This is a genomic window from Corynebacterium sp. PCR 32 (assembly GCF_037464985.1).
Classification (GTDB): Bacteria; Actinomycetota; Actinomycetes; order Mycobacteriales; family Mycobacteriaceae; genus Corynebacterium; species Corynebacterium kroppenstedtii_D.
In genome coordinates this window covers 138,589-163,127 of sequence record NZ_JBAHVL010000003.1, presented here as the reverse complement: position 1 = coordinate 163,127, position 24,539 = coordinate 138,589, and the positions used below count along the sequence as shown (strand labels likewise).

The 24,539-nt window shown below is 55.1% G+C and carries 25 protein-coding genes and 3 pseudogenes; 18 read left to right on the top strand and 10 right to left on the bottom strand.

Translation table 11 applies throughout. From position 1 onward, the window contains the following. Position 1: 1 nt before the first annotated feature. From V5S80_RS05880 to V5S80_RS05870, 3 genes are all read left to right on the top strand, one after another. Positions 2 to 325 carry a hypothetical protein gene (locus tag V5S80_RS05880; RefSeq protein ID WP_395169828.1) on the top strand — a complete coding sequence of 108 codons (324 nt, stop codon included), beginning with the start codon at positions 2 to 4 and terminating at the stop codon, positions 323 to 325. 324 nt (positions 326 to 649) lie between these two features. Beyond that, a complete protein-coding gene (locus tag V5S80_RS05875) occupies positions 650 to 1,903 on the top strand; it encodes a DUF445 domain-containing protein (protein ID WP_395169827.1) in 1,254 nt (417 codons plus the stop codon). 76 nt (positions 1,904 to 1,979) lie between these two features. Beyond that, a complete protein-coding gene (locus tag V5S80_RS05870) occupies positions 1,980 to 2,267 on the top strand; it encodes a DUF2516 family protein (RefSeq protein ID WP_395169826.1) in 288 nt (95 codons plus the stop codon). A gap of 38 nt (positions 2,268 to 2,305) precedes the next feature. Here V5S80_RS05870 and V5S80_RS05865 read toward each other — a convergent pair whose 3' ends face one another. Continuing rightward, entirely contained in the window at positions 2,306 to 3,274 is a 969-nt protein-coding gene (locus V5S80_RS05865; RefSeq protein ID WP_395169825.1) for a DUF2993 domain-containing protein, read from the bottom strand. 96 nt (positions 3,275 to 3,370) lie between these two features. Further along, positions 3,371 to 4,231, bottom strand: a complete 861-nt coding sequence (locus tag V5S80_RS05860; protein ID WP_395169824.1) for a class I SAM-dependent methyltransferase — start codon at positions 4,229 to 4,231, stop codon at positions 3,371 to 3,373. A 170-nt stretch (positions 4,232 to 4,401) separates the two neighbouring features. Between V5S80_RS05860 and V5S80_RS05855 the strand changes: the two genes are divergently transcribed. Continuing rightward, positions 4,402 to 5,625: a UDP-N-acetylmuramate dehydrogenase gene (locus tag V5S80_RS05855; protein ID WP_395169823.1), complete on the top strand. Its 1,224-nt coding sequence runs from the start codon at positions 4,402 to 4,404 to the stop codon at positions 5,623 to 5,625. Here V5S80_RS05855 and V5S80_RS05850 read toward each other — a convergent pair. After that, positions 5,622 to 7,343: pseudogene (locus V5S80_RS05850) on the bottom strand (long-chain-fatty-acid--CoA ligase); the annotation flags it as partial. The gene V5S80_RS05855 and the pseudogene V5S80_RS05850 overlap by 4 nt on opposite strands. A 255-nt stretch (positions 7,344 to 7,598) precedes the next feature. Between V5S80_RS05850 and mshA the strand changes: the two are divergent. The 5 genes from mshA to V5S80_RS05825 all read left to right on the top strand — a co-directional run bounded on the left by mshA (position 7,599) and on the right by V5S80_RS05825 (position 12,171). After that, positions 7,599 to 8,888 carry a D-inositol-3-phosphate glycosyltransferase gene (mshA, locus tag V5S80_RS05845; protein ID WP_395169822.1) on the top strand — a complete coding sequence of 430 codons (1,290 nt, stop codon included), beginning with the start codon at positions 7,599 to 7,601 and terminating at the stop codon, positions 8,886 to 8,888. A gap of 4 nt (positions 8,889 to 8,892) precedes the next feature. After that, positions 8,893 to 9,375: a YbjN domain-containing protein gene (locus tag V5S80_RS05840; protein WP_395169821.1), complete on the top strand. Its 483-nt coding sequence runs from the start codon at positions 8,893 to 8,895 to the stop codon at positions 9,373 to 9,375. 137 nt (positions 9,376 to 9,512) lie between these two features. After that, positions 9,513 to 10,259, top strand: coding sequence for a phosphoglyceromutase (locus tag V5S80_RS05835; protein WP_395169820.1), 747 nt, complete (start codon positions 9,513 to 9,515; stop codon positions 10,257 to 10,259). 60 nt (positions 10,260 to 10,319) lie between these two features. Next, positions 10,320 to 11,492, top strand: a complete 1,173-nt coding sequence (locus tag V5S80_RS05830; protein ID WP_395169819.1) for a sensor histidine kinase — start codon at positions 10,320 to 10,322, stop codon at positions 11,490 to 11,492. Next, positions 11,485 to 12,171, top strand: coding sequence for a winged helix-turn-helix domain-containing protein (locus V5S80_RS05825; RefSeq protein WP_395169818.1), 687 nt, complete (start codon positions 11,485 to 11,487; stop codon positions 12,169 to 12,171). The genes V5S80_RS05830 and V5S80_RS05825 overlap by 8 nt, the downstream gene beginning before the upstream one ends. 9 nt (positions 12,172 to 12,180) lie before the next feature. Here V5S80_RS05825 and V5S80_RS05820 read toward each other — a convergent pair whose 3' ends face one another. Then, positions 12,181 to 13,161, bottom strand: coding sequence for a hypothetical protein (locus V5S80_RS05820; RefSeq protein ID WP_395169817.1), 981 nt, complete (start codon positions 13,159 to 13,161; stop codon positions 12,181 to 12,183). Positions 13,162 to 13,274: 113 nt separating this feature from the next. On the opposite strand from V5S80_RS05820, the gene V5S80_RS05815 reads away from it, so the two are divergent. The 6 genes from V5S80_RS05815 (at position 13,275) to V5S80_RS05790 (ending at position 17,578) form a co-directional block, all read left to right on the top strand. Beyond that, positions 13,275 to 14,219 (top strand): hypothetical protein, encoded by a 945-nt coding sequence (locus tag V5S80_RS05815; protein WP_395169816.1) that lies wholly within the window; start codon positions 13,275 to 13,277, stop codon positions 14,217 to 14,219. A gap of 153 nt (positions 14,220 to 14,372) precedes the next feature. Continuing rightward, on the top strand, positions 14,373 to 15,482 hold the full coding sequence (locus tag V5S80_RS05810; RefSeq protein ID WP_395169815.1) for a hypothetical protein: 1,110 nt from the start codon (positions 14,373 to 14,375) through the stop codon (positions 15,480 to 15,482). A 103-nt stretch (positions 15,483 to 15,585) separates the two neighbouring features. Beyond that, positions 15,586 to 16,428 carry a pyrroline-5-carboxylate reductase gene (proC, locus tag V5S80_RS05805; RefSeq protein ID WP_395169814.1) on the top strand — a complete coding sequence of 281 codons (843 nt, stop codon included), beginning with the start codon at positions 15,586 to 15,588 and terminating at the stop codon, positions 16,426 to 16,428. A gap of 224 nt (positions 16,429 to 16,652) precedes the next feature. Beyond that, complete coding sequence (locus V5S80_RS05800; RefSeq protein ID WP_012732517.1) at positions 16,653 to 16,844, top strand: helix-turn-helix domain-containing protein; 192 nt, start codon at positions 16,653 to 16,655, stop codon at positions 16,842 to 16,844. 197 nt (positions 16,845 to 17,041) lie between these two features. Beyond that, positions 17,042 to 17,143 carry a 30S ribosomal protein bS22 gene (locus tag V5S80_RS05795; protein WP_003402602.1) on the top strand — a complete coding sequence of 34 codons (102 nt, stop codon included), beginning with the start codon at positions 17,042 to 17,044 and terminating at the stop codon, positions 17,141 to 17,143. 198 nt (positions 17,144 to 17,341) lie between these two features. Further along, complete coding sequence (locus V5S80_RS05790) at positions 17,342 to 17,578, top strand: glutaredoxin family protein (protein ID WP_395169813.1); 237 nt, start codon at positions 17,342 to 17,344, stop codon at positions 17,576 to 17,578. Between the two features lie 282 nt (positions 17,579 to 17,860). Here the strand turns inward: V5S80_RS05790 and V5S80_RS05785 are convergent, their stop codons facing one another. Further along, the gene (locus tag V5S80_RS05785) at positions 17,861 to 18,394 is read right to left on the bottom strand and encodes a hypothetical protein (protein ID WP_395169812.1); all 534 of its coding nucleotides are present in this window, start codon (positions 18,392 to 18,394) and stop codon (positions 17,861 to 17,863) included. Between the two features lie 1,206 nt (positions 18,395 to 19,600). On the opposite strand from V5S80_RS05785, the gene V5S80_RS05780 reads away from it, so the two are divergent. Continuing rightward, positions 19,601 to 20,116, top strand: a complete 516-nt coding sequence (locus V5S80_RS05780) for a DUF2938 family protein (RefSeq protein WP_395169811.1) — start codon at positions 19,601 to 19,603, stop codon at positions 20,114 to 20,116. A 1,156-nt stretch (positions 20,117 to 21,272) separates the two neighbouring features. Here V5S80_RS05780 and V5S80_RS05775 read toward each other — a convergent pair. The 4 genes and pseudogenes from V5S80_RS05775 to V5S80_RS05760 form a co-directional block, all read right to left on the bottom strand. Continuing rightward, complete coding sequence (locus tag V5S80_RS05775; RefSeq protein ID WP_395169810.1) at positions 21,273 to 21,416, bottom strand: hypothetical protein; 144 nt, start codon at positions 21,414 to 21,416, stop codon at positions 21,273 to 21,275. A 408-nt stretch (positions 21,417 to 21,824) separates the two neighbouring features. Then, positions 21,825 to 21,950 (bottom strand): annotated as a pseudogene (locus V5S80_RS05770) (N-6 DNA methylase); the annotation flags it as partial. Positions 21,951 to 22,449: 499 nt separating this feature from the next. Beyond that, a complete protein-coding gene (locus tag V5S80_RS05765; protein ID WP_395169892.1) occupies positions 22,450 to 23,094 on the bottom strand; it encodes an IS3 family transposase in 645 nt (214 codons plus the stop codon). Positions 23,095 to 23,198: 104 nt separating this feature from the next. Beyond that, a pseudogene (locus tag V5S80_RS05760) lies at positions 23,199 to 23,246 on the bottom strand (hypothetical protein); the annotation flags it as partial. On the opposite strand from V5S80_RS05760, the gene V5S80_RS05755 reads away from it, so the two are divergent. Then, positions 23,229 to 23,495: a hypothetical protein gene (locus tag V5S80_RS05755; protein ID WP_395169897.1), complete on the top strand. Its 267-nt coding sequence runs from the start codon at positions 23,229 to 23,231 to the stop codon at positions 23,493 to 23,495. The pseudogene V5S80_RS05760 and the gene V5S80_RS05755 overlap by 18 nt on opposite strands. Before the next feature lie 7 nt (positions 23,496 to 23,502). Here the strand turns inward: V5S80_RS05755 and V5S80_RS05750 are convergent, their stop codons facing one another. Then, the gene (locus V5S80_RS05750) at positions 23,503 to 23,763 is read right to left on the bottom strand and encodes a hypothetical protein (protein WP_395169809.1); all 261 of its coding nucleotides are present in this window, start codon (positions 23,761 to 23,763) and stop codon (positions 23,503 to 23,505) included. Between the two features lie 179 nt (positions 23,764 to 23,942). Between V5S80_RS05750 and V5S80_RS05745 the strand changes: the two genes are divergently transcribed. Continuing rightward, positions 23,943 to 24,101 (top strand): hypothetical protein, encoded by a 159-nt coding sequence (locus V5S80_RS05745; RefSeq protein WP_395169808.1) that lies wholly within the window; start codon positions 23,943 to 23,945, stop codon positions 24,099 to 24,101. Positions 24,102 to 24,539: the final 438 nt, after the last annotated feature.

Here is a 24,539-nt window from a genome sequence, read left to right as displayed (position 1 = left end):
TATGTCTTCGTCTGAGGTTCAATTTGACGGTGAACCACACTACATTGAAGGCTACGTCCCAGTATCCCTGGACTCACCGCATTCCTCGCTGCACAGCAGCAAGACATGGTCGGGGATGGGCCTCATCCTCGCCTCACTCGCTCTCTACGGCGTCGGCATATTCGGTTTGGCCACTGAAATTTTCGGTGGCCAAGAATGGTCGACCTATTTGCTCTACGGCGGGTTCATCAGCGGAACTATCTGCCTTTTCCTCGGATTCGGCCTCATTCATGCGGGTCGCGCACCCTACCGTGAGTACGTGAAACGCACTGGCCGCATCCACTAAACTTCCTCATTGCAGAACCGCTGGAGGTATTCACATCCTAAACACCTCCGCCCGCGCCACCTTCCTCACGGGGGTGGCGTTGTTTTATCAGCTGCGAACTCCAGGATCACACGAGGGCTCAGTACCTGAGGCTGCCGGGCACCACCATCGTTAATAGTGGCATCGCGTCTCGCCCGGACGGGCCATAGCGTCATTACAGGTGCAGCACAAACTGGCACAATAGACGAGGTGACTCATTCTCGAACCCGACATCCGCGATCACCACGCACCACCCCTGACGGCCCAACGCCTCCACCGCGCGCGACCAGGGATACTCTTCCACCGGTGAGTGACGAGGCGGAGCGCCGACGAGAATTACAGAAATACAAAGCCATTGCCACCGGGCTACTTATCGTGGCAACCGTCATCTACCTTTTCTGCCGATGGTCGGAGCAAGACTCGGATGCCACCTGGATCGGCTATGTCCGTGCAGCCTCCGAAGCGGGGATGGTTGGTGCGCTGGCGGACTGGTTTGCCGTCACCGCGCTCTTCCGCCGGCCTCTCCACCTGCCGATACCCCACACTGCCATCCTCCGACGCAAAAAAGACCAAGTTGGTGAGGCCCTTTCCGGATTCGTCGGTGACAATTTCCTCAATGCCGAACTCATCACTGACAAAGTTCACCACGCCGACATCCCCGCAAGGATTGGGCAGTGGGCCTCCCAACCGGCCAACGCTGAGCGAGTATCCACAGAGGTGGGTAACGCCACCATCGCCATTGTCGAAGGCATTGACGATGACGACGCCGCGAGTGTGATCCGCACGATGGTTATCGACCGTCTCGCCGAATCAGACTGGGGCCCTCCTGCCGGTGCGATGATGGAACAATTCATTGCAGAAGGGAAGGCGGAGCCCGTCCTTGACACGATTATTTCCTGGGCCTATGAGCGGGTGCAGGATTCAGAAGAGCTCATCCTTCGTCTTCTCAGCCAGCGCGCTCCGTCGTGGGCTCCTCGTTTCATTAATGATCTCGTCGGGGAGCGGGTCTACCGGGAAGTTGTTGACTTCGCCTACAAGGTGAAAACAGAGCCCCATCACGAAGCACGCCAGGCACTACGCCAGGCCATGAGTAGGTGGGCAGCGGATCTCCAACACGATCCACGCATGATCGCGCGCGTCGAAGAGTGTAAACAGGATGTTCTCAGCTCTGTGCCGGTGCAGGCCGCGCCGGCTGTCGCATGGCGCACCATGAAAGAACAGATCATTCGCATGGCGTCGGATCCATCATCGCACGTACGACGCCGAATCACCGAGGAAGTGCTCCTCTACGCCGACCGCCTCATGAATGACGCGACACTTCGCGCCCGGTGGGGCGCCCGTATCACGGGGGCCGCCCGATATATTGCCGAGAATTTTTCCGGTGAAGTGACCAGCATCATCTCAGAAACCGTGGAACGATGGGACGCCGACGAAGCCAGCGACAAAATCGAGCTGATGGTCGGGAAGGACCTGCAATATATTCGCTTTAATGGCACTATTGTGGGATCGTTGGCCGGGCTCGCGATCTACACACTCTCACAGGTGATAGTGAGCCTGTAACCTGGACCATGCTGGTTCCGGTCGGAGCTACGTACCGTTTGACAATGACCTTTTGGGAGAGCCCGCAATGCACGTCATGGGGACAGTTTTCACGATCATGGGCATCATCATGCTGGGGGTGCGTCTGGCAATCGCAGCGTTTGGCATTGCTGGTGCGTGTGTTATTGCTGCTACTCGCCATGATGCATTTGTGGCGGGGGACCGTCGTCCGAAATGGCATTGGTTCGGTATTCTGGTCGCCTCGACGATCGTGGTCGTACTCATGAGCAATTTCATTTGGCTCATCGGCATCGTCGCCATCGGGGTGTATTGGTTTGATGTCTACCCGCAGCTCAAGAGCATCCAGAATGGCGACTACTACTAGTTAGGACTGGGCTTGCGACAGCGTCAAAAAGTAGGCGCTTATGCTGCCGCTTGGTAGTTGAACGGGTTGTCATCTGAGGAGATCGACGACTCCGTAAGTGAATCATCGCCTGAATGGTGAGGTGAGTCAGAGTCATTCGTTCCAAGGACCTCATCGGCAGAGTCTGAGAGCTTCTTGAGGTCAACGTTGTGGCCTTCTTCTTTGAGTCGCAGCCCACGGTTCGTCACTTCAACATGAGTAGCCCGGAGAGTCCGGTCGCTCATATTGACGGCATCTTCCATTTGGGCGGTGAGAACATCGGTGACCGATTGAGGCAACGCCATACCCAAGAGCTTCGCATTTGTCACCTTCATTGCAAGGTCATTGTGGGCGATGATGGGTTTGAGTTCTATATCAGCGAGACCACCGGAGAGCTCAAGGCTAAACGTTCCTTTGGACGGATTAGGATGTACCGCGGTGACTTTAATAGCCCGATCAGTGATAGATTGCGCCGTCTTGGAGTATCCGGCCTGATCGAATGCACGCCCATCGGCGCCGTGGCGAGCGCTGACTGATGAGTGAGACCTTGTTGCGTCCTGCGGGGTGTGTTTCCGCTTAATACCACCTTGCGCGGCCGCTTCGATGTAATCGGTGGGCAGCGTTATATCTACATACACGTCATCTGCGGTGCGGGAATTGATATCAAGACCATCCATGGTAATCGTGGCAGCCGGGAGACCAGTGACATCAGGTGCAGACGTATTCCCATTGGGGTATGTGATGGTGAGAGAATTCGGGATGTCCATTTTCACATGGTCGATCTTCCTCGTGACTACCCCTGGCAGAACAGGGGACATTCCATAGGCCACGTGTGTCGATGATGAATCGCCGGAATGCCCGGATACGTCCTTTTTAATGCTCGAGGAAACGTAGGCTCGAGCTGCAAATTCTGCAATCACAAGCGCCACGACAGCCAGGACGACGCCGGCCACCACGACTTTTCTGAAAGAAGATTGAGAGCGATTCACGCGGATAAGTAAACCGGAGATTGTTGGGGTCGGCAACAAAAAATGCCGTAATTAGGAATGTTGTAGAGGAGTATTCAGCGAATTCACAGAATCCCGTCACGGTGCAGCGATGATCTCCCAGGGGATAGTGATGACATTGTCGCGGATGCGTCGTCGCGGCCAGGCAACGGGGAAACCGGACCGATGCAGGATCGACAGTGCTTCTCGCCACCGGACGCGAGGACCATAGACCGCGAACGGAGCGGCCCGATGCCACGCTGCGTCAAGTGTGGTGAGGACGGTATGGACGGAATCACCGGGAACGTTGCGGTGAATGAGAACCTTAGGGAGACGTTCAGCGAGGTCAGATGGTTTATCTATGTCGAAGGGATCCCATGCAAGGGTGAGCGTACGAGGCCCTGCAGCGTCGAGGAGGATCCACGAACAGCGTCGACCGAGTTCATCGCATGTTCCTTCAATGATGCGCCCACCGTCGGCGAGGCGTGATTGCATTGTTTCCCACGCGGTGTGAACGTCGGCGACATCGTACTGGCGGAGGACATTGAAGGCGCGAACGAGGTGCGGTCGGAGGCCGGCCAGTTCGAATCCACCGAGGGCAAAGTGGACACCGTCGCGGTCGGGCAGGACGCGGAGGGGGTCGATCTCTAGGCCGGTCATGCGGAGATCGGGGCGAATAGTGCGCAGTCGACTGGCCCATTCGCAGGTAGTTGTCCAGCTAGCCCCGTAGCCGACATCAACGGCGAGGGGCTGGTCAGTCGTGAGGAGCATCTGACGTAGCGGGGGATGGTGGAGGATCCATCGGTCGCATCGTCGGAGCCGGTTGATTCCGGTGGTTCCCCGGGTGATGGTGCCGACAGGGCCACACCCAGACCACGATGGCGTGCGGACGTTGTGTGCACGGATGGTGCGCGTGCGCCTGTGTGATGTGGGGGTGTTGGGCGTGGAAGAAGGTGTCATGAAGAATGGAAGCAGGTGGGGTCGGATCAGTGTGTAGCGAGTGAGCTGCGATCTCCGGGGAGTCTGCATTACCCACTCGACGATAGTGATCGTAGACTGAAGGGCTGTATGTCCACGATTTACCCCGGGCCGGATACCCTGCCCGATAACTCCGACTAAAGGCTGGGAAGATGAGTTCTATGCAGACGAGCTCGCCGCAGGATTCTACAGATGATTTCGTGGAGCGCTTGGATTCCATTACTGGGGCCACCGTTGTTCACGGAATGTCATTTTCGGATTTGACGACGTTGCGTATTGGTAGCGCACCGCGGGCTGTGGTGGAGGTCACAACTCCCGGTGCGGTGGCTGCCGTGGTGAAAGAAGTAGTTGACGCGCAGGTTCCGTGGCTCGTTGTTGGCGGTGGGTCCAACTTGGTGGTGGGGGAGAGCTCGACGGTGGAGGAATTCATCGTGGTTCATCTGACGGTACGCCAGCCTATTTTGGACGATTCGGATGGCGATGTGGCCGAGGTAGCCCCCGTGATGATGGATGTTCATGAGGGGACGGTGAGTTGTTTCGGTGGTGTGGAATGGGATGCCCTGGTCGCGGCGACGGTGACGTCGGGTTTGGGTGGTTTGGAGTGTTTGTCGGGGATTCCTGGTTCTGTTGGTGCGACGCCGGTGCAGAATGTTGGCGCGTATGGTGTTGAGGTGTCGTCTGTGTTGCAGCGGGTGTTGTTGACCTACTGTGGGGTGGATGGTCATGTGGCGGGATCGCAAGAGTGGGTGACACCGGATGCTTTGGACTTGTCGTATCGTTTTTCGAACCTCAAGTTCACGCGACGTGCTGTGGTGACCGCTGTGGAGTTCCGGTTGACTCCTGGGGGGATGTCGGCTCCGCTTCGTTTTGGCGAGTTAGCCCGTCGTTTGGGGGTGACACCGGACGAATCTTCCCAGGACGGTGTGGTGCGTCGGCCAGCTGCCGCGGTACGTGAGGCTGTGCTTGAGCTGCGTCGTAGTAAGGGGATGGTTCTCGACGCGGAGGATCACGATACCTGGTCGGCGGGCTCATTTTTTACGAACCCCATCATTGACGCTGACACATTGCCTCTGATTCATCACGCGGTCCGTGAGCATTGTGGTGATGATGTTGTCGATTCCATGCCGGTGTTCCCCACCGGTGATGGGGTGAAGTTGTCGGCGGCGTGGTTGATTGATAAATCGGGATTGACTAAGGGGTGGAAAGTTCGCGACGGTGCCCCCGCGTCATTATCAACGAAACACACGTTGGCCTTGACGAACCGTGGTGGCGCACGCAGCGCAGATATCGCTGAGTTAGCTGAGGCCGTGCGCGCCCACGTTCGTGAGACCTTTGGTGTCGACTTGGAACCCGAACCAGTGTGGGTTGGTTTCTAGTTGTGTTGTGTGCGTTGGATGATGTCGTCGCGGACTTCACGTCGACGCACTTTCCCCATCTGGTCGCGGGGTAGTTCATCGAAGTGATAGAACGTGCGTGGCACCTTGTAACGGGCTAGCGACTGTCGGCAGTACTCTTTGAGCCCATCCGGGTCAAGAGCGGCGCCGGGTTCGAGGCTGATCCCCGCGACGACTGTTTCTGATCCATCGTCCCGGGGGAGACCAACAACGGTGGCGTCGTCGACGTCGGGATGCGTGCAGAGGACGTCTTCAACCTCTTGTGGGTATACGTTGAACCCGCCGGTGATGATGACTTCTTTAGTGCGTGCGACAAGGCGGATGAATCCGTCGGGTTCCATGATTCCCACGTCGCCGGTGATGTACCAGCCGTTATGGAAGCTTTGTGCGTTAGCTTCCGGCGCGTTAATGTACCCGGGAAACACCTGCGGGCCTTTGACCAGCAGTTCTCCTGGTTCGCCGTCGGGCATGGTGCGGTCGAGGTTGTCCTTATCGGCGATGCGAATCATGGTGTCAGGGAAGGGAATACCAACGTATCCGGGGCGACGATTGTCATTCATGGGGTTGCCGGCGATAATCGGCGACGTTTCCGTGAGACCATAACCTTCGATCAGACGGCCTTTAGTCAGGGCTTCCCACTTTTTGACGGTGGACACAGGGAGTGACGACGCGCCTGAAAAGGAATTGCGAACCCCGTGGATATCAATGCCCTTATCGGCGGCTTCGTCGGCAATGCGCCCGTACAGGGTGGGGACGCCGGGCAACCAGGTAGGTGTTTGTTTCTTCAAGATCGACATGATGAGTTTCATGTCTGGTGTAGGTAGCAGGATGAGTTTGGCGCCACCGATGAAGGGCCCGAAGAACAGGCTCATCGTGATGCCGTACGCGTGGAACATGGGCAGTGCCACGAGGAATACTTCGTGGCCAGGGCGGAGGCCCGGCACCCACGCTTTACCCTGGATGAGGTTCGCCACGATATTCCTGTGGCGGAGCTCCGCCCCTTTAGGAGCGCCCGTCGTGCCTGAGGTGTACAAGATGAGGGCAGGGTCGTCGGGCTTTGCCTCATATGGTGTGAGGGACGCGCCACTCCCACCGAAGTCGTCGGATATCAACACCTCCCACGGGACAGTGCCATCGACCGAGGTGGTGAGCTTATTTTTCAACTTGACCAGTGGCGGAAGAGGGATCCGGAGGGCCAACCGGTAGGACAACGGCATAGCCTTGGTCATATCGACAGAGACGATGGTATCCAAAGCAGTATCAGGATCCGTACGGAGTGTCTCAACCATGCTGACCGATTTATCCCACACAATCGCGACGTGTGCGCCGTGATCGGCGAACGGGCCTTTCAGCTCCGATGCGGTGTAGAGCGGGTTGTGTTCGATGGGAACTGCGCCCAACATGATGCACGCGAAGAAAGCGTGAACATGTTGCGGGCAGTTCGGCATGAGCAAGGCGACACGGTCTCCCTGGCGTACTCCCAGCGCATACAACCCAGCAGCGACCCTGCGCACCTCGTGATCGACGTCCTTCCACGTTTGTTCAGCGCCAAAGAAGGAAAGGCCAACACGGTTGCCGAACTTTACAAGATTGTCGTGGTAAATCGTCGATAACGTGACGCCCTCGTAATTCAGCTCATGGGCAGTCCAATCGGGGTAGTACTGTAGCCAGGCTTTATCGTCTGTTGCTCCCATGTCTGTACTTTCTGTGTTGGCATTATATGGGCAAAAGTGCTGCTAGGGCGGGATAGTTATATCCGTTCTAGCTGTGTTGATCCTGCTTCGGCGGCCTGTCATAGGCGAGAAGCATCATTCTCGCCAGCCTAGTTGATTACAACAAATGATGGCGACCACACAGGGTGCGGCCTCAGCCAGGGGCTGAGGGGCGGCTAGTGTCCAGTGCGGTGCTCTCATTGGCGCTTGCACGTCCACGTTCTCTGATCCACTCTTGAAGGCATGACCATTTCGCCTCGCGGCCGCATCGCCGTGATTTCGATGCATACCTCACCCATCGAGCAGCCGGGGGTGGGTGATGCCGGAGGAATGAACGTCTATATCCGTTCCACCTCTTTGGAACTTGGGGCATTGGGCTATGACGTCGATATTTTCACTCGCGCCACCAGGTGCAGCCACGGACAGATTGTTCCCCTTGCACCGAATGTACGGCTCATCAACATCACTGCCGGCCCCTACGAGGGGTTGACCAAAGAGGAACTCCCCACCCAGATGGTCGCCTTCGCCAGCGGAATCATTGAATTCGCGCAGTGCAACAACGTGTCATACTCACTCATCCACTCGCACTACTGGATGAGCGGGCAGGTCGGATGGCTTCTCCGCGACCTCTGGCACGTGCCCCAAGTGCACACCGCGCACACACTCGCGCTGGTCAAAAATAGCGCACTCGCCACTGGCGACCGCCCCGAACCAGAATCACGCCGCATCTGTGAACAACAAATCGTGGATAATGCGGACCGTCTCGTCGTCAATACCGAAGCAGAAAAAGCCAGCCTCGTCGTCCACTACGACGCTAACCTTGATCGTATCGACATCGTCCTCCCCGGCGCGGACATCACACAATTTTCTCCTGGCTCGCACCGCGCCACCGAGCGCAGCCGCCGCGAACTGGGCATTCCCCTGCATGCCACAGTCATTGCATTTGTGGGACGCATGCAACGGCTTAAAGGACCACATGTCCTCCTACGCGCTGTGGCTGACATGATGAAACGCAATCCCAATCAAGAACTCCGTGTCCTCATGTGTGGCGGCCCGTCAGGCAATGGCATGCTGCGCCCCACCGAATTCGAAGACCTCGCCCGCGACCTCGGCCTCGATACCATTGTCCGTTTTCTCGCACCACGACCACCAGAAGACCTCGCCAGCGTCTACCGCGCCGCGGACATTGTTGCCATACCCAGTTACAACGAGTCTTTCGGCCTCGTCGCCGTCGAAGCCCAAGCCTCCGGCACCCCCGTCGTCGCTGCCCGTGCGGGAGGACTCCCCATCACCATCGCCGACGGTACTAGCGGCCTGCTCGTCGATGGGCACAACCCGACCGACTGGGCCGATGCCCTCCAAGCGCTCTGCGATGACAACGAACGCCGTATCGCCATGGGAGAACACGCCACCATTCATGCCTCCACCTTCTCCTGGGCTAACACAGCACGCCACCTTGCCGACATTTACGACGACGCCATCGACCAAGGACCACATATTCCCTGTGGAAGTAACCGCGCCGGGGCACAATAGGGCTATGACAAAAGACGACCTCATCGCCCTCCTTACCGAGGCTGACATTGATCATGACGCCCCTGATGGTAGCGACTTCGTTGCCGTCATCTTGCCTGGTACGCGCCGGTTAAAGACGGTTGCGTTGCTTATCCCTGGCTCGGATTATCTACGCATCGAAGCGTTTATTTGCCGTGCTGTCGAGGAAAAACACGCCGACGTCTACCGTTTTTTGTTGCAGAGGAACAATAAGACTTTCGGGGTTGCCTACACTATCGACGCAAATAATGATATTTACCTGGCTGGATACCTGCCTTCCTCGATCACTGCGCAGGATCTTGACCGTGTACTAGGCCAGCTTCTTGACCGAGCTGACAATGATTTTAATCGCATGCTCGAAATGGGATTTGAGGAATCCATCCGTAAAGAATGGGTGTGGCGGCTCAGCCGTGGCGAATCCACTCGAAACTTGGAGGCTTTTGACGCGCTGCGCCCTGCCGATGAATAAACGTGTGGATGGGGAGATAGCGTGAGATGGTTGATACCAGGTCCTGGATTGGGCAGTACCTACTCCAACCCCTGCAGGGTGGGTAGGGAGCTCCGCGTGCTAGGCGGAACAGTGCACTTCGTGGCACGATAGAGCGCATGAGTAACGGAACACTGATCCTCCTTCGCCATGGCCAAAGCCAGTGGAATTCCACCAATCAGTTCACTGGTTGGGTTGATGTTGATTTAACTGAAAAAGGCGAGGCAGAGGCACAGCGCGGTGGGGAGCTGCTTAAAGAGAAGGACCTTCTTCCGGATGTTGTGTATACCTCGTTGTTGCGGCGGGCTATTCGCACCGCGGATATCGCACTTGATGCGGCTGACCGGTTGTGGATCCCCGTTATCCGTGATTGGAGGTTGAATGAGCGCCACTACGGTGCACTTCAGGGCTTGAACAAAGCGGATACGAAAGAAAAGTACGGCGACGAGAAGTTCATGGCGTGGCGTCGCTCCTACGACACTCGGCCGCCAGAGTTGGATGATTCTGCTGAATACTCGCAGGCAGGCGATCCGCGTTACGCGAACCTTGATACTGTTCCGAAGACGGAGTGCTTGAAGGATGTTGTGGCGCGGTTTGTTCCGTACTTCACCGAAGAAATCCTTCCTCGCGTTCACACGGGGCAGACAGTTCTCGTTGCTGCGCATGGAAACTCCCTGCGTGCACTGGTGAAGCACCTGGACAATATCTCCGATGAGGACATTGCTGGGCTTAACATCCCGACGGGTATTCCGCTGGTGTATGAGATCGCCGACGATGGATCCGTCGTGAACCCGGGTGGTACGTACCTTGATCCGGAGGCTGCTGAAGCTGGTGCGGCTGCTGTGGCTGACCAAGGGTCGAAGTGATAGACGTGGCGACAATGAATTTTTAGTATGGTTCGCTGACGACGGACTAGCCTTACATGTGTGTCCGCAACTATCGGCATCATCACCATCAGCGTCCTCGTGGGGGCAGCTCTCAGTGCCGCGGTAGCCGCACTTTTGAGACGTCGGAACACCGCGGCGCCGCTCCGGCTCTCAGCCACCACCCCACGACGCGCACCCGTCACGTACGCTGACATCCTCACTGTCGCGGTTGAGAGTTCCCCCATCGGTGTTGTCGTTGTCGACAAGCAGGAAGATATCGTGCTCGCCAACGACGCGTCACGATTGCTCGGCATCGTTGACAATGGGCACATCAACAGGGCTGTGTGGGGGGCAGCGCTCACTGTGTTCGCCGAAGGCGCGCCGAACGAGATCACGTTCTGCCCAGAACGATCTGCCCGCGAAACCCGCGAGCATCCTATTTTCTCCGTGAAGGCCGCTGTCCAACCTCTTCTTGACACCGACCGCCGTTTCATTGTGATCTACGCTGTTGATGACTCTGAAAATGTGCGTATGGAAGCAGCTCGCAGAGACTTTGTGGCGAATGTTTCACATGAGCTGAAATCCCCGGTCGGGGCAGTGTCGCTCATGGTGGAAGCATTACTTGAAGCGAAGGAAGATTCGTATTCTGTCGAATATTTTGGCGGAAAAATCCTCAAGGAAACCGAACGGTTGGGCCAATTAATCACCGAACTGATTTCGTTAACCAAGCTTCAAGGTGCCGAACCGCTGCCTGATGTCGAACCTCTCAGCATCGATACCGTCATCGATGAAGCAGTAGAACGATGCCGCTTTGCCGCAGAAGCCCACGACATTTCCCTCTTCACCGACGAACCGTGCGGCGCTATCGTCGTCGGCGATAAAAACTCATTGGTCACCGCGGTGAGCAACCTCATCATGAACGCCATCAACTACTCCCCGGAGGCAACGCCCGTCACCGTCACACGACAAATGCACACTCAACCCGACAAAGAGCATAACGTCGTTGACGTGCGTGTGACCGACCGCGGCATTGGTATTGCTCCCGAAGATCACAAGCGCGTCTTTGAACGATTTTTCCGTGTCGATAAAGGGCGGTCCCGCCGAACCGGGGGTACCGGATTGGGTCTGGCGATTGTTAAGCATGTCGCAGCGAACCACAATGGCTCCATTAAACTGTGGAGCAAGCCGGACACCGGATCAACTTTTACCTTGGAGCTCCCGATACATGACTAGCGTTCTTATCGTCGAAGATCAGGAAACGTTATCCGAACCACTGGCTTTCCTTCTCCGCAAGGAAGGATTTGACGTCATCATCGCCCCCGACGGCCCCACAGGCTTGCGGGAATTTAGCCAGCATGAGATCAATATTGTCCTCCTTGACCTCATGATCCCAGGAATGTCTGGGACTGAAGTCTGTAAAAAAATTCGGCAGAGCTCCACAGTTCCCATCATCATGGTGACAGCCCGAGATACAGAGATGGACAAAATCGTTGGTCTGGAACTCGGCGCCGACGATTACGTCACCAAACCCTACTCGGCCCGCGAACTCATCGCCCGAATTCGCGCAGTTCTTCGGCGTGGACGCCCAACTTTCGGCGCCGGCGACGTTGACGACGACATCCTCGAGGTTGGAAACGTACGCATGGATGTCGAACGCCACTCCGTCTGGGTGGATGGCAATGACATCACCATGCCGTTGAAAGAATTCGACCTCCTCGAATACCTCATGCGCAATGAAGGGCGTGTTCTCACACGCGGCCAGCTCATTGATCGAGTATGGGGTCTCAACTACGTCGGGGACACCAAGACACTGGATGTTCATGTGAAACGGCTACGATCGAAGATCGAACACGACCCATCGCACCCGACGCACGTCATCACCGTCCGCGGGCTCGGATACAAATTCGAGTAACCGCAGCAACTACCGCGGGGCATGCCTGCCAGCGACGGTCGCCGGATGCATCGCGACAATCGGCATCCCCAGCGCCACAGGACCCCGTGAACGACGCGCCTCGACCCCTGCGCCCATGAGCGCACGTGCCCGGTCCTCCAACGCCTCACAATGCTCGGCGATCACCACATATGCGGCTTCCCCAAGCATCTCGGTCAACTCATTCTTATGAGTACGCCACAGCGATTCGCCATGAAGAAAAGGCATCGGCGTATGACAGTCGGGATTTCCACTGCAATACCAGTCAAAATCTTCGCCCCCATCACCCCAGCCACGGCGCTCATATTCACCAATCGTTGTGTGAAGAATGTCATGCCCATCGGGGCGGGTTTCCCACTCTTCCGTCCGATGCAACGGCAATTGCCAGCATACTTCAGGCTTGGCATATTCCAACTGCTCGCCGGCATCCATCGCCCATTGATGAAGTGCACATCCGGTACCCGTCGCCCAGCCAGGACGATTAGCAAAAATACAGGCGCCATCGACAACAGGAGTTTTCAGTGCTGGCTCGGGTTCACCATTATCATTGTCCAGCTCATCCCATATCAGCCATGGTTCCAACTCCGCGGGATTGTCGGCAGTCAACCATTCGTCTGTGCTCTCCGGGCGTAGTTGCCAATACTTCGCAGGCATACGAGACACACAATCTGTTAACGCATCATGGTCCTGCTCATCGGCAAGAAACGCACCATGTACACAACATCCAGCATTCGGCATTGACGAATCAATTCCGCGGCACGCGTCAGTGCCAAACCGGCAGGAATATCCCGACAGGAGCCAGGTGAGATCGACGGTGATGAGGTGATCGTTGTCATCTGGATTGAGAAAAGAAAACCATTCGCGAGGACAATCAGCGGGTACCTCAGCACCGTCACGAATAGAACGGTCGGCGAGAGTACCGTCGGGATAGCCCGTATGGGGAGCGAAACGGTTGGTATGAGAAGTTGGCATTGCGCCCTCAGCATAGATGCTGGCGCGACAAATACAGAATATGACCACAACACAGACCAGAGGTGGGTTTTCTCTCACCATGAGGTGAATCCACACGCTGATAGAGTGGGCCCGTGCGACTCGGTGTACTAGACGTAGGAAGCAACACCGTTCATCTCGTGGTCGTTGACGCTCGTCAGGGTGGCCAACCATCGGCGATGAGCGATTGGAAGACCACCATGCGGCTCATGGAGCACATCAACAAGCATGGCGAGCTGAACGCAAAAGGCCGTCACAAGTTGATCAAAGGGGTCAAGGAAGCGGCTGACCGTGCAGAAACCTGTGGCTGCGATGACATGATCCCCTTCGCGACGTCGGCTGTCCGGTCTGCCACGAACTCGGATGATGTTCTCGCCGAGGTGAAAGCAGAGACTGGGGTCGATCTTAAGATTTTGTCCGGTGAGGACGAAGCCCGGCTTACCTTCTTGGCTGTTCGCCGTTGGTACGGGTGGTCGGCAGGGCGAATTATCAACCTTGACATCGGTGGTGGATCGCTTGAAATCAGTGCCGGCCCCGATGAAGATCCGGAGGATGCATACTCTGTTCAGTTGGGTGCTAACCGGCTCACCCGTGACTGGTTGGAGCAAGATCCACCGTCGAAGAAGAAGATCAAAGCGCTTCGCGACTACATCGATGCAGTGTTGGCTGGGCCTGCGGTAACCATCAGGGAGCACGGAGTGCCAGAACTTGCTGTGGGAACGTCGAAAACGTTTCGGACGTTGGCTCGTCTGACGGGTGCGGCACCCAGTTCGGCTGGGCTCCGGGTGACGCGGACACTGACGCGCGCGGGTGTTCGACAGCTGATTGCGTTTATTTCTCGGATGACTGCGGCGGATCGTGCCGAGCTGGAAGGGGTCAGTGCGGATCGCGCGCCTCAGATTGTTGCCGGCGCGTTGGTTGCGGAAGGGGCCATGCGCGCGCTAAATCTAGAGCAAATCAGTATATGTCCTTGGGCGCTGCGGGAAGGTGTCATTATGCGATACACTGACTCGCCCGATTGTGTTGCTGATTATCAGTAGTATTCCGACTGTGAGGCCATATTCGTGATGAGCGTGTACGGCTAAAGTGTGGGCAGGTATTCATAGCGGGTCTGTCCTTGGGTAGGGTTGAGGTCGTAAACTTCCGGCCCATACATAGTGGGCCCGCCCCATGGAGATGGTCGAGAGGACGGTATGGCTGGCGATCAAATTACTGTGGCAGAACTTCTTGCTCGCCGCGCCGTGAGCCGGAAAAATGCTGATGCGGCTGGACAACAAGATCACGATGTGAATGTTGTTCCTCGACGGCATCGGAATATCGAGCACGGGGGTGTGTCCGTCGCAGAGCTGACGGGGTCGATTCCGAAGATCACCGACGAGCATCTTGCCAACGGCGGTATCGAGGAACCTCAGGTGCCCGTGGCGGCTGCTGAGGATGGTCAGGTCGCTGAGGGGCAGGTGTCGCACGGCAATGGTGCCGATCCTCAGCGCCCTGCCGGTGATGTCTTCAGTGGCAGCAATGATGATGCCTTTGGTGTTGGCAATGATGACCACTACGACGACGGTGCTGGTGCTGGGTATGACCACGCGGTCACCGGTCTTCCCGACGGGTCTGATGATCAGTCCAGTAGTGCTGCATGGAGTGAAGATGCGTGGGTCGCGGAGACGGAAGCTCTATTGCATGACGTCATCACCGGCCATGCCGACGAGGACGACACCTCGGCCTCAGATGGATCTGACTATTCTGTTGACGATCACGCCGTTGAGGAGGGTGCTCGCGCGGAGGAGGATTCCCAGGGGTTTGCTCGTCGTGGGACGACCCCGTCGACCGAGGTAACACGTAATCTGCAGCAAGTCACCGATGATGATATTGCCGCGGGGAATGCTTACCCCCAGGATGATGGTAGCCGCGGTAGCGGATATCCCAGTGACTATCGCAATGATCGTGACGGTTATGACCGATCTGGCCTGGCTGGTGGTTCTGATGCGGTGCCGGCCCGCGGTGTCACTGGTGACAGTAATGGTCGTCATGACACCGGGGTGACCTCGGAAAAGATGAACATTGGCCTGATGATTATCGAGGTCATTGTTGCTCTGGTGCTTGGCGTCATCGTGTTCAGGTGCTTTACCACCATGTGGGTCACGTATTCACGGCCTGTTACGACAGTAGTAGCGATGGTTGTGACGGGGGCGATCGTCGGTGCTGTTCACGCTATCTTGCGTGAACGAGACAAACCGATCATGCTTCTTGCCGCAGTTGTTGGGCTCGCGTTGACGTGTGGCCCCTATCTTGTGGTGACGTAGCTGGTAGCGCTGGTGTCACGGGCCTGCCTGCTCGTTGTGTGTCGCCCGGAGTGGTAGTCAGCTGTGGTGGACGTGGTTGGTGGACTCTGGCACCCTGGGGTGCATGACTAAAATCGCGGTAATTGGTGGTGGGAAGATCGGCGAGGCTCTCATTGGTGGCCTCCTGTCCGGTTCCCTGTCTCCGACGGATATTGTCGTTGCTAATCGACGTCCTGAGCGTGGTGATGAGCTCAAGAAACGCTATGGGGTTACCACTGTGGAGGACGACGCCGCTGCGGTGGATAACGCGGACATCGCATTTCTGTGTGTGAAACCTTATGACACTCTTGATGTGTTGGAACACATGTCCGATGTCATTGACCATAACGACACAGATACCATTCTCGTGTCCATGGCGGCTGGAATTACTCTGCATTCGCTGGAGAGTATTGCGTCGGCGGGGACGGCGATTGTGCGTGTTATGCCGAATACTCCGATGTTGTTGGGTAAGGGCGTTAACGTGATTGCGCGTGGCCGGTTTGTGTCTGATGAGCAGTTGGAGACGGTGTCTACGCTTCTCGGTCTTTTGGGGTACACCGCGGAGATTAAAGAATCACAGATGGATGCGGCGACAGCAGTTTCAGGTTCGGGTCCTGCATATTTCTTTCTCGTGTTGGAAGCGATGACGGATGCGGGGGTGAACCTGGGGTTGCCTCGTGAGTTGGCGAGGGAGTTGGCGTCGCAGACGGCTCTTGGTGCGGCCATGATGGCGACGCAGGAGGGTGCTGATCCTGTGCAGCTGCGTGCGAATGTGTCGTCGCCTGGTGGGACGACGAGCGCTGCGACGCGGGCGTTGGATGAAAATGGTGTGCGTACTGCCTTCTATCGGGCGATGGAGGCGTGTGCGGCGCGGTCAGCCGAGTTGGGGAAGGTGTCGTCGAAATCGGAGAGTTCTTCGGACAATTAGGGGCTGTTGATCACAATTGTGTGTAGACTTTTGTCACACTTACCCCACGAAACTCAGGGGTATTCACCATTTTCATAGCTATTCGTAACTGCACAATGAACACGTTGTGTCCCCCTATGATCGCTAAGACACATTATTCACGCTAAGCTGGTCTAAGCACGTGCGTGTCATTCTGCGGGAGGGGAAGCCTGCAGCGCGGCGTGCTGAAAGGTAGAGAACTAAGTATGAGCCATGCAGAGAATGGATCGTTTCTGACGGTCGCTGAAGTTGCTGATATTATGCGAGTCTCCAAGATGACCGTGTACCGGCTGGTCCACGCTGGTGAACTTCCCGCAGTTCGTGTGGGGCGTTCGTTCCGTGTTCACGAATCAGCGGTGGATGAGTATCTCAAAGAATCGCATTATAAAGCGATCTAGGTGCTGGTTGTGTGGGGTGTGGTTCGGTTTACCACACCCCACAGCAGCGGCGTTGTCTGTGGTGGAAGCTGTGTGGCAGGTGCTTCCTACGTCTTACCCTTTTTGGTTTTGGCACGTCGTGGCCGGTAGAGTAATGCCATTCGTGTCCGCCTCGTGCGTAGGCTAGAAACTGTTCACTATCGATAAAAGGATTCCTCATGGGTTCTGTCATTAAGAAGCGCCGCAAGCGTATGTCCAAGAAGAAGCACCGTAAGCTTCTGCGCCGTACCCGCGTTCAGCGTAGGAAACTCGGTAAGTAAATCACCGGGCTGCGTGAGGAGCAGTCGTCAAAGCCGGACCTGGGCGCCCACCACTATTGCTTGGTTGTCGCCTGTGGGGCCGGCTTTTGTCGTAGATATGGTGCCATATCCTGGTGAGGGCTAACGGTTGCTCGGTGTGTTGTGGTGTGGGGGCACTGTGATGTTCCTGGTATCGGATTGTTGTGTGAGGGTGTGTGTATGCATCAGGTTGAGCTGATGGTGAGGCAGTCATGTGGTTCGTGCCAGCGTGTTGCAGCGCAGATCCACCCGATCTGCCAGCAGTGGGGCGCTGAGTTGAGAGTGGTGGATGTTGATTCTGTCCCTGGTCTGGCCATGGAGTTTGGGGATCGCGTTCCCGTCGTCCTTGTTGACGACGAAGAGATCGCCTGCTGGGAAGTCGATGACGACGACCTCATCGCTGCGCTGCGAAGGTGAGGGGAGTGGAAAGTTAGCCATCCTCTTTGTGATGCCAACCTCTTGTGCAATCACGCGACCAGTGGGGAGCGTGCGTGTCTCAGCGATGAACTCTGACGCCACAGCAAGGACACGTGCTCTGGTGCCCTGTCCTTTGACCTTCCGGACCCGATTCGCTTGCTTGAGTTTTTAACGTCGTTCTGTGCGTCGTCGCTGTTGCGGTCGTTTCAGTGTTGTGCGGTTTTCTTCCCACCACGGCTGCCCACCGTGGCCAACGCCTTACGCTCACGAGCTGTCGCCCCATCAACCGGCACTGACGCTCCCGGCCCGCTGCTGGCTCGATTGGCCGACAGCACATAACTTCGCACCCCGTCGAGCTATTGTCTGACGATCTCGCATCGGCGGCATCCCCGGCCGGTGATCACCAGCCCCGACCGTCTGAGCGAGGTTGTAGGCCCGTTTATAGGCATCAATGTTCTTCGCATCCGGCATCCGCTGACCGGCCTCATGCAAACGATGCGCAACCATCAGAGGGTGGCGGAAGGCGGTCTCATCTCGCGCTGCCCGTCCCCTAGCGAGCCAGTAGACTTTCACCCCATCATTGCGATCGCCATCTAACGCCCCTGCATCTGGCACCTCAGACTCCAACTGGCCGAACAAGCTACGGGGTGTTGGGCTTGTTCCCGACGGGCCTTTGACCGCCTCGATCAGCTCTCGGTCGTGGAGTATCGCTGTGTGGGTGAGGGGCTTGTCGCTGTAGCGGCAGTGGTGGACATGGTCTGCACCTCCTGCCGAAGCTCGGCACCTCGGATGATCTGATGGTGTTGAACATGCCATTGATACGCATGCGGATCAGTGGCAGTGTAAAACGGCAAGCGGGAAAACCGGTGGGCCACCAACCGGGCCACCAACCGGGCCGCTACCCGGTGCGAACTCGGGGTGATATCACCGTCCCGCCCGTCAGCAGCGCCTGTCGGCCTAGATGACTAGCCAACCGACCCGGATCAGCATCAGTACAACCGAATGATCCCAGACCAGCCCGGGGCATGACACAAGAAGTCCACACTATTATCGCAGATACGTTGTTTGCTCAGTTTCCTCGGAACTGGATTCAGCAGGTGTGGAGCGAGGCCCCGCACCCTAGTCGATGGTAGGTACCAGACTTCATACACATCTCATGCAGTGCAAGTTTTAACTAAAACCACGTTTGACTGAACTTTTTACCCGCACGATTCTCGGATTCGTGGTGCGTCAGAGCTTGACAAAGGACCTGGAAAGCAAGACGCATCGGAAAGTATAACCCTGCGTAAAAGCCAAGAGCCGATGTTCTTTTCGGCAGGGGTGATTCCTCATTTTGATAGTAGATCGCAGCACAACGCCACGGATCTACGCTGCTTGTTGAAAGTCATGAAATAACGGACTCGAACGCGACTGTTAGCGATGACTATGGCAACAGACTGGTGGAACCAACGATCGGGCTGTATAAAGCGGAGACCAGCAATATTAAAATTGCTATCTGGAGCTTCTGGGCAGAGGAGGTCGATACATAGAGTGGGTAGCTTAGATAGACGCCTACGCCTTCATCCCGAGATTAAATATCTGATTTTTGTTGAGAAGTTGACGTGCTTATGAGAAAATACAGTGCAGTCAAAGCCTATTTGCACCCTACCTGATGAACATGCTCCACATCTTGCAATGTGGTTTTCCGAAGCGCTGGGTAGACCACCGCTTTATACCGAATATGTCGGTTTGTTCAGAAGAATGCAGAGTATGCATAGTGGCCGCAATATAAAGGAGAACAAATGACGCAGATGGGTATCGCTGTTCCAAGTCAATTGCGATGAAGTTGAACTACCTGCTGATGTAGAATTCTGTGCAGTGTTGGATTCTGACCTAAGTTGGGGATCGCGAAGAGCTAAGGAAAATTCTCAAAAGGGGAGTGAACGACGAGAACGGAATTCGATTCCACGGCGGGGCTGGGGAGAAATACCGCCAGGTTTAGAATGATACGGTTTGTTACCTTTGATACTGAAAGGAATTCAAATGAATGTAATATCAGGGCGTCTATCCAGAGCTGTTATTATCGGCGGAGCAGCGACGGCTTTTATGGATATTTCCAGTGAACTCGTACGTCAGGCAACAGGTGTTCCACCGCTAAATCTCAACTTCGTTGGTCGATGGATTGGAACAATGAAGCGTGGAGTATTCTCGCACAGCTCCATTGCAGAAGCAGATCCTGTTGCTCATGAATACCAAATTGGTCTAGCCTCTCATTATATAATTGGTATTGCTTTTGCGGGAGCCACGGAAATCGTATTAAACGACTGGCCAGACAATCCTCGGATCCTACCATCAGTGCTGGCCGGCATCAGCACTACGATTGCGCCTTGGCTTTTGATGCAACCAGCATTTGGCATGGGTTACTTTGCGTCCAAAACTCCACACCCATTCCTATCCTCCTACCGGAGCCTGCGTGCGCATACTTTCTATGGAGTTGGGCTATATGTAGGCGCAAAACTTCTAGCTACGGCTAAGAAGGAAAAACACCGCTCGATTTAAGCAAACACAAGGTATCTATGGGAACAATTATCACGAAGAAGGGCCCGCTCCGGAAGCATCTCTTTACTAGACGTATGCATTGCTTGCAATGGGAAGTTTAGATGTCGGTCTTCTCACTTGCATAGCGGATGACTTGAACCTAACTGTGGACCAAGTGTCATGGACTGTGTCCTGCTTTGCTTTGGGGGTGGTTGCGGGTTCTCCCATAGTGGCCGTAGCTGGCCACCAAGAGTTGCCCTACTAGGTTGCCAGGTCTTTTTGTAGTTAGCTTACTTTCCCCCATATTTTCCGTCATTGACTATGTTGTTAGTGAAATGCTGCGAATATTGAATCTCTTCAATTTGCGATCATTATTGTTCGGGTATTTGCAAACGTCATTTTTGCTAACGGTAGTGACTACTCAGATCAATTCATTACTGGCACATCGTGGGAAGTTTTAGCTGTAATCCTGGGTTCTCTGAACTTAGAAGTGTTCGGCCCCTCACTCGTCCGCTATATTCCTGGGCGGTGGAAGTTTATTTGATGGCGGAGAGGTAGCTTTGTGGAGAAGAAAAAATCAATTATGTTTTCACTCTTTTTGGGGGTCATAGTTTATTGAACGGCATTGGAATTGCGACCATTTGAAAATTTCTTGATGCTCGGTCCATCACTGCACGTCAATAGTTGTAGCGTTTGATGGGGTGTGCCCAAATAGTCATTCCGTCGTGTGGCTTCCCAATGCCTTAATCTCGATCTACGGTCTACTACTTCTCAGGTCAACAACCTTCGAGCTAGTGGGGATCCACTGCGCAGCATCTGGATCGATCCACGTGGCAAAAAATCGATGGCCTTTTGCGCTCGATCAAAACGAGCATTTTCATCTCTGGCTAATGATCGGTTCATGATGAGCGCAACGATTACTCGCCTTGTAAACCACATCAACCTCGCGCTTGAAATCAGTCAGGGAAGGCACAAAAATGCCCGCGTCCCCTTCAGCCGAAGAGGCTGGTGTGGCCACAAAGGTCTTACGAACTAGCGGCCAGATCGTCGGCGCGTACGTGTTGGTAAAAAGATACGCCCAGAAATCAAAGCTCAGCGATCACCAGCCCCGATGACGTTGTTTGAAGTTTGAATCAAAATGCAATCAACATCAGTATATTTTCCTGAGAGGGGAATTCTATAATGCGGTCTCGTTATTCTTTTCCACTGTTACTGTGCGATCAATATCAACCACGTCCATAGAGGCAATGTCTGGTATAGTTCCTTCCAGCAGACCTTTTTTGGAGGGTTTCTTTTTCTTCTGCCGTAGTTTTACGGCCAAAGTCTTCACCCTGATGCTCCGCTACTGGATGAGATGTACACTTATCACTTTTTGGCGAGGGCAAATTCTCTTGAGCAGTGACCATTGGCTGTGTTAGAAATATGCCGCAAACAATAGCTAAGGGATTGTTCATTAAGCTTTTATTTTGATTCTTACTGCTTTCTTTTCCCTTGATATTTTTTAATGAAATAGAGAAGAGGGATCCAGACGATCATGGCAATAACAAATACGCCAATGATCGCTATCGCTATTACGCCATTTGTTACAGGTTCCCTGAAAATACCAGATAGGAAGAGCCCTAGAAAACTGAGCAATAAGATGGCAAACAAAGATCCAAAAAACATTCTTTTATCTATGTGAGCCTCCCCCATTGGTACTGCTTAAATTTTACGGAAAGTTCACCAGGCCTTACTGCCTGGTATAAGGACAGTACCACAGGTCGTGGGGTAGGCCGATCACGGTCTCCAGTAGACACCTCCGGATCTCACCCTCCTTGCCACCACGGAACAGCACACGGTGGGGCATGATGACGCCGACCCGGCCGGTTTAGCCCATCATGCCGGCGACCATATGTTGGGTCCAGGAAAATCGCTGTTCTGGGCCGGCGGCACACTGCTTGTACGTCGACCGGCGTCCCCGCCCCACATAAGAATCCCGGGCTAGCTGTATTGATCGGGGAGGTAGGTTAGCCGGGTGATAGATGGGTGCCTCACCCCACGCGTTCACAATGTCGCAGGGAATTGCGATTAGAGATCGCTGCTCTTAGAGCCAGAGTGAAATGATGGGCTCTTTTGGGAAATCAATAACCCCGGTGATATGCATCTAAAATGCAGGGATCGCTCCAGAGCCTTCAACTATCAATGTAACACTGGCGCGTATGACATCCGAAGATAATGCACGGAGTGAACTTGATAGGTGGTTTTCCTCTGAGAGGATGAGCACCTACAGCTTCCATTCGGATCCCGAAGCTCTCTACGTGTGGAATAACCATGTGACCAAGGCTTTCTTGGAGGATATTCAGCATGTAGAGGTGTTACTGCGCAACCGTGCCGATACTGCTGTCTCTCCACAGTATGGCAGCGGTGGTATACCCATCTTGAACTGCCCCGGGTTGTGTTCCTAGGCGTTTACCCTGTATTTCCATTTTCTCTGATGTTGGCTCCTGAGCCCAAAATGATGCTTCGATGTCGGCTGGAGTTTTGTAGCTGAGGGAGGCATGAAGCCTGGACTCGTTCCACCATGACACCCACTCAAAGGTCGCGATCTCGACGTCGACTACGCTGTCCCATCGTCGGGTGTGGATCAGCTCATTTTTGTAGGAATTGTTGACGTTTTCCGCCAGCGCGTTATCGTACGAGACCCCGACGGTTTCCGTTGACGGGACGATTCCCGCATTAGCAAGCCTGTCGTTGTAGACGACGCTGACATACTGCGAACCCTGGTCGGAATGATGCACGAGAACAGTGGGTTTTCTAGCTGACGCGATAGCCTGGTTCAGCGCCTGCAACGGCAGTGCCTCGGGGCGCATCGTGTCCGACAACGCCCAGCCGACGATCTTGCGGGAATACACATCCGTGACGAAAGCCACGTAAACGAACCCTCCAGCCGTGCGAACATAGGTGATGTCTGCAACCCACAACCGGTTCGGCCCGTCTGCCCTGAAATTGCGTTGGACCAGATCAGAACCTCGGCCTGCTTTGCTTTCCGAGTGGTCACCGGCGATCGTCCCTTGACCTTGCCCCGAATCCCCACCAGCAGCATAAGGTGGGCGGTTTGCTCACGATCGATGCAGACTCCCTCGCGCTTTAATGCGTGCCACATCTTGCAGATACCGTAGACACCGTAATTGCGTTGGTGAATCTCCGTGACGCACTCGATCAAAGCGGCATCACGCACAGCGCGACCGCTGATTCCTCGGGCTTTGAACTGCCGGTAACCACGAGAGGTGATAAAACTGCCGGCACGGAGGGCGTCCAACGTCTGGCATATGAACTCGACGGGGAAACGATCACGGTTGTCCTCGATGAACTGGATCATTTCCGACGTTGGGGGTCGAGTTCCGACGCGACAAAAGGCTGAAGCGGCCTTAATCAACTCGTTGGTGTCGCGCAGCTCCTGATTTCCCGCCGTAGCCTCGCATTTTCAGCAATGATGTCTTCCTTGGCGCGCTGGACGTGTCGTTCGCGGCGAGCCTGCTGCTCCCACTGACGGGCAGTTGTGGCAGGACACTCCAAGCTTCGCGCGTCACGCCCTTGTCCTGCATCAGACGCAGAAGAACCTGGGGATCGAAATCCTCAAGCTGTGCTCGCTTCGACCCACCTTTGGGAGCGGAACTTGTCGTGTTCATGTCGCCTTTAACCGTATCAATATGGGGGTAGTCGATAGGTGAATGAGTGGAGATTTCGAAAAGCTGTATACAAGGCTATTTCGGTCCTCTACACTGATTTTGGCCAGATAAGAAATTACATTCCTGTGAGGCAGACAGAAAGAGTATTAACTATGCGTAAACGTCAATCGTTAGCATGAGTGAGTGCAGCTGCGCTGGCCACCTCGGTAGCGGTAGCTTCTCCATCGTTGGCATCGGCTGACGAAGCTCCTGAGTCAGAAGCCCCCGCCTACGATGCCAGTTCAGGTATTGAGTTAGCTTCCAGAAAAACCAAGACTGTAGATCTGTCAGATGTTTAGACCGGTCAACCGATGAATATCTCCGCGGAAGACGAGTTGGAGATGCTTTTCTATGAGGACTCAAACACTGCTGCTGAGTGTATGTTCACTAAACAAGGTGCACATTTGATGAACGCCCGGATAGCAATAGCTTTCTACTGCTCACAACCTAAGGTTCCTATTTACATGATTTTGCGAACACACCACCATCGACACAGCTAAGGAGGTTACTCTTGTGATTTTCGAGTGGTTAGGCATGTCACAAGAGGGAAAACCTTGTAGCGAAGAGAAAAAGCCGTTTTTACTAGTCTCTGCTGCAATCTTCGTCGTATCCCTCGTTCTGTTGACTTTCCTTTTTTACCGAGTTACACCTGAGAGCATCCACAACGACAGCTTTGGACAATGGGTTCCGCTCATTGCGGGGTCGGTCATCGCATTAGTCATAAGCTCTTTGGCCCG